This window comes from Aquipuribacter hungaricus (genome assembly GCF_037860755.1).
Classification (GTDB): domain Bacteria; phylum Actinomycetota; class Actinomycetes; order Actinomycetales; family JBBAYJ01; genus Aquipuribacter; species Aquipuribacter hungaricus.
Map to the genome: position 1 here is coordinate 1 of NZ_JBBEOI010000274.1, position 4,371 is coordinate 4,371.

The following is a 4,371-nucleotide window of genomic DNA, read 5'->3' on the forward strand; positions in this document are numbered from 1 at the left end:
GACCCCGTCGAGCGACCCTGCGGCGGGGCGGGAGCGCAGGCTGGACGGCCCCACCGACGGGGGCCGCACGGCGGGGTCGACCCCGAGCTCGGCGGAGATGCCCTGCCACACGTGGGCGGGCACGGCGACGCGCTGCGGGGCCGCGGCGCCCTCGGGGCCGCGGGCGGAGCGGACGGTCGCGGCCAGGTCGGCCACGGTCTGGCGGCACCCCTCGCACCCGGCGACGTGGTCGAGCCCGGCGGGGTCCAGGACGTGCTCGCCGAGCGCGTGGAGGGCGAGCAGGTCGACGTCAGGGTGCGGTCGCACGGCCCACCTCCATGCTGTCGCGCAGGCGGAGCAGGCTGCGGCGGATGTGGCTCTTGACCGTCCCCAGGGGGATGCCGGTCGAGGCAGAGATCTGGGTGTGGGTGAGGTCGTGGAAGAACGCGAGCTCGACGATGCCGCGCGCGGGCTGGTCGAGGGCGGCCATGGCGTCCAGGACGGCCAGGCGCTCCACGACGTGCTCGGGGGCCTCGTGCGCCGGGGCGGTGGTGGCTCCGACGACCTCGCGGGCGGCGTCTGCCTGGCGGGACTGCCGGGCGCGCTGGTGCCAGGTGTCGGCGCAGACGTGCCGGGCGATGCCCACGAGCCAGCCGACGAGGCTGCCGCGCGAGGCGTCGAACGTCTCCCGGCCGCGCCAGGCCCGGACGAACACCTGCTGGGTCGCGTCCTCGGCGTCGGGACGGTCGGCGAGGGCGCGCATGCTCACGCCGTGCACGAGCGGGGCCCAGCGCTCGTAGGCCTCGGCGAGCGCCCACTCCTCGCCCGCGGCGAACGCCCGGCCGACGTCGGCGTCGTCCGCCGCGCCGGGGTCCGGCGCGGGGACGACGGCGAGGCGCGGCCCCGTCACGGGGGGCGGGGCGGCGTCCACGCTCCTGAGACTAGGGCGGTCGGGGTGCCGGGGCAGGTCGGCCGCCGGCCGCACCAGGGCGAGGCTCACGGCACGGGCACCGGGACGGCGGTGACGACGACGTTGTCGGCGTACCGGCGGGAGCCCGGCAGGTAGTCCCCGCCGCAGGTGATGACGACGAGCCGGTGCGAGCCCTCGCGGGCGAAGATCGTCTCCACGGGCAGGTCGGTCTTGGTGATGCGCTCGCGGCTGACCACCTCGTAGCGGGTGGTCGCGCCGGTGGCGTCGCCGACGAGCACCTCGGCGCCCACCTCGACGCCGCGCAGGTCGACGAGCGCCCCGGGGCCGCCCGCGACGGTGTCGACGTGCCCGGCGAGCACGGCGTTCCCCTCCGGGGCGCCGACGCCGGGCCCGTAGCGGTACCAGCCGACCCGGTCGACCTCGGCGGGGACGACCATGGCGCCGTCGTCCATGACGCCGACCGGGTCGACGGCGGCGTCGACCCCGAGCGAGGGGACCTGGAGCCGGACGGGGTCGGCGCCGCGCCGCGGGGCGGCCGCACCGGGTGAGGCGTCGCGGACGACGACGCCCCCCGGCTGGGCGCGCCCGGCGGGTGCCGGTGCCGGGTCTGCCGGGACCTCGGACGGCGCGACAGGAGGGGTCGAGGGGGACGCGGGGGAGGGCGTCGTCCCGCCCGGGGCCAGCGCCTGCTCGAGCGGGAGCCCGGCCTGGGGAGCGGGCCTGGTGAGCAACCACCCCGCCGGGGCGAGCACGGCGGCGACGGCGACCGCGACGAGGAGCGCCGTCCAGCGTCGGCGGACCCGGGCAGACCGGCGCCGGACCCCGGAGGACGGGCGTCGGGGGCGGCGGTCGTCGGCGGTGCTCACGGTCGCCTCCTCGGGCGCTCGACGGTGCGGGGGTCAGGGGTCTGTGGTCTGCGGCGGTGCGGGGGCCTGAGGTGGTGCGGGTGCCGGGGGGCCGCAGTGCGGCGGCCCCCCGGCAGGAGTGCCTCGCTCAGGCGCGCGAGCGGGCGACGGCGCGCCCGCCCAGGACCACGAGGGTCCCGGCGCCGGCGAGGCCGACGACCGCGAGCTGCCAGGGCAGCGCGTCGGAGACCAGACCACCGGTGCCCGACGGGACGCCGGAGGGGCTGCTGTGCAGGCCGTCGATGGTCTGCACCGCGAGCGCCAGGTTGCCGTCGGCGGCGGAGCCCCACGCGAACACCACGGTGTTCACGCCCTCGGCGAGCGTGACGTCGGCGGGGCCGATGGCCACGGTGTCGGTGCCGGCCAGTGCCACGTCGGCGCTGACCGTGCCCGCCGCCAGCTCGACGACGCCCTCGTTCGGGTTGATGACGCCGGAGAAGACCGGCTCGCCGCCCGCACGGACGTCGACGGCCGGGGCCGCCGCGGTGTGCCGGGCCGTGAGCCGGGCCTGGCCCGCCTCCAGGGACGAGACGTCGTTGACGAACGGGGTGAGCCGGGGGGCGCCGTCCTCGCCGAGGTGCGCGGCGACGGTGATGTTGGCGCCGGCCGGGACGGTGGCGGTGGCGGAGATGGCGGGCTCGCCGGCCGGGTCGGCGTCGGCGGGGAAGACCTCGAGCTCGTAGTCGCCGGCCGGCAGGGTGAGCGGGTCGGTGATGGTGCCGGGCTCGAAGTCGGTGAGGATCGCGTCGCCGTTGGCGTACACGTCGACGGTGAGGCCGGGGACGCCGTGGAACACCGACACCTGGGCGTCGGAGCTGGAGGCGGAGGCGGGGGCGGCGAAGGCGAGCGGCAGCAGCACTGCGCCGGTCGCGGCGAGGAGGGTCCGCATGGCGGGGATGTCCTTCCGGTGGTGTCGGACGGGCCGTGGCCCGGTGACCTCGTGGTCGCTGGCACCACAGGTACCGGGGCGGGGGACGGTCCGGATGCACGCGGGGCGATGCCGTCGCCCGCCGCCCGTCAGCCCGGCGCAGGAGGCAGGCGCCGGTCGGTCGGCCGGGCGGGTCAGGCGGGTGCTCAGTCCCAGCGCAGGAAGCGCCGGGCGAGGAGCCCGAGGACGAGCGCCCACACGACGAGCAGGACGAGGTCGGCCGGGGACGGCGCCCCGCCGGCGGTCACCGCGCGCAGCGCGTCGCCGAGCGCGGCCGTGGGCAGCAGGCCGACCAGCGCCGCGACCGTCCCGCCGGCGAGCTGCCCGGCGGGGATGACGAGGCCGCCGCCCACGAGCACCGCCACCCAGACGAGGTTGGCCAGGCCGAGCACGCCCTCCGGGCGCACGGTGCCCGCCAGGAGCATCCCGGCGCCGAGCATCGCGGCGGTGCCGAGCGCGAGGACGGGCAGGAGCAGCAGCACCGTCCCGGCCCCGACCGGCACGCCGAGGACCGCTGCCACGACGAGCAGCAGCGCCGACTGCAGGAGCACGACCGCCAGCACCGCGAGCACCCGGGCGGCGACGAGGCCGCCCCGGCCCAGCGGCGTGGTCGACAGCAGCCGGAGCACCCCGCCCCGCCGGTCGAAGGCGAGCGCGATGGCCTGCCCGGTGAAGGCGCTGGAGACCACGGCCACGCCGAGCGCCCCCGCCAGGCCCGCCCGGTCCTGCGGCAGGGGTGACAGGTCCGGCACCCCGGTGCGCAGCACCCCGACCAGCACCGCCACGGGCAGGACGAAGGTGACGAGCAGCTGCTCGCCGTTGCGGAGCACGGCCATGAGGTCCCACAGCGCCTGCCGGGCCACCCGGCGCACGAGCGGCGCGGGGGCAGGGCCGGAGGCGTCCACGGACGCGGCGGCAGGGCCGGACGGGACGCGAGGAGACACGGGAGAGGTGCTCACGAGGCGTGACGCTGCTCGTCGCCGAGCCGGAGCACGAGCTCCTCCAGGCTGGGCCGGGCGAGCGTGATGCCGCCGCGCGCGCCGTTGCCGGCCTGCCACGAGGCGATGCTCACGAGCTCCTGCGCACCGCGGGAGCCGCGGAGCTCGAAGCTGCCGGGGCTCGTCTCGCGGACGTCCGTCCCCGCGCCGAGGGCGGCGCGCAGGCCGTCCAGCGGGGACCCCGGCGGCGCCTCGAAGCGCACGACCTCCTCGCCGGTCACCCGGTCCGGGGGCCCGTCGGCCAGCACCCGGCCACGGGCGAGGACGAGGACCCGGTCGGCCGCACGCTCGACGTCGAGCAGGGTGTGCGAGGACCAGAGGACCGCGCAGCCGTCCTCGGCGGCCTCCCGGACCAGCGTGAGCACCGCGCGGCGGCCCTCGGGGTCCAGGGCGGCGGTGGGCTCGTCCATGACGAGCACCTCGGGGCGGCCGACCAGGGCGCACGCCACGGCCAGGCGCTGCCGCTGGCCCGAGGACAGCCTGCGCACCGCGGTCCGCCCCAGGTCGTCGACGCCCAGCCGCTCCGCGAGCTCGGCGACGGGACGGGGGCGGGCGTGCATGGCGGCGTGGTGGGCGAGGACCGCGCGGGCCGGCGCGGCGGCCGGCAGCCCGAGGTCGGGCAGCACCAAA

Annotated in this window: 5 protein-coding genes and 1 pseudogene; all 6 read right to left on the reverse strand. The window is 78.5% G+C overall.

The features are described 5' to 3' along the window. Positions 1-306 (reverse strand): annotated as a pseudogene (locus tag WCS02_RS17935) (hypothetical protein); the annotation flags it as partial. Further along, positions 290-910 carry an RNA polymerase sigma factor gene (locus WCS02_RS17940; protein WP_340295649.1) on the reverse strand — a complete coding sequence of 207 codons (621 nt, stop codon included), beginning with the start codon at positions 908-910 and terminating at the stop codon, positions 290-292. The pseudogene WCS02_RS17935 and the gene WCS02_RS17940, both read right to left, overlap by 17 nt. Positions 911-975: 65 nt before the next feature. Next, positions 976-1,776, reverse strand: a complete 801-nt coding sequence (locus tag WCS02_RS17945; protein WP_340295650.1) for a class F sortase — start codon at positions 1,774-1,776, stop codon at positions 976-978. A 127-nt stretch (positions 1,777-1,903) separates the two neighbouring features. Next, positions 1,904-2,704, reverse strand: coding sequence for a DUF4397 domain-containing protein (locus WCS02_RS17950; protein ID WP_340295651.1), 801 nt, complete (start codon positions 2,702-2,704; stop codon positions 1,904-1,906). 185 nt (positions 2,705-2,889) lie between these two features. Continuing rightward, complete coding sequence (locus tag WCS02_RS17955; RefSeq protein ID WP_340295653.1) at positions 2,890-3,702, reverse strand: ABC transporter permease; 813 nt, start codon at positions 3,700-3,702, stop codon at positions 2,890-2,892. Then, the coding region (locus tag WCS02_RS17960) for an ATP-binding cassette domain-containing protein (protein WP_340295654.1) at positions 3,699-4,371 on the reverse strand (673 nt) is incomplete at its 5' end. The genes WCS02_RS17955 and WCS02_RS17960, both read right to left, overlap by 4 nt.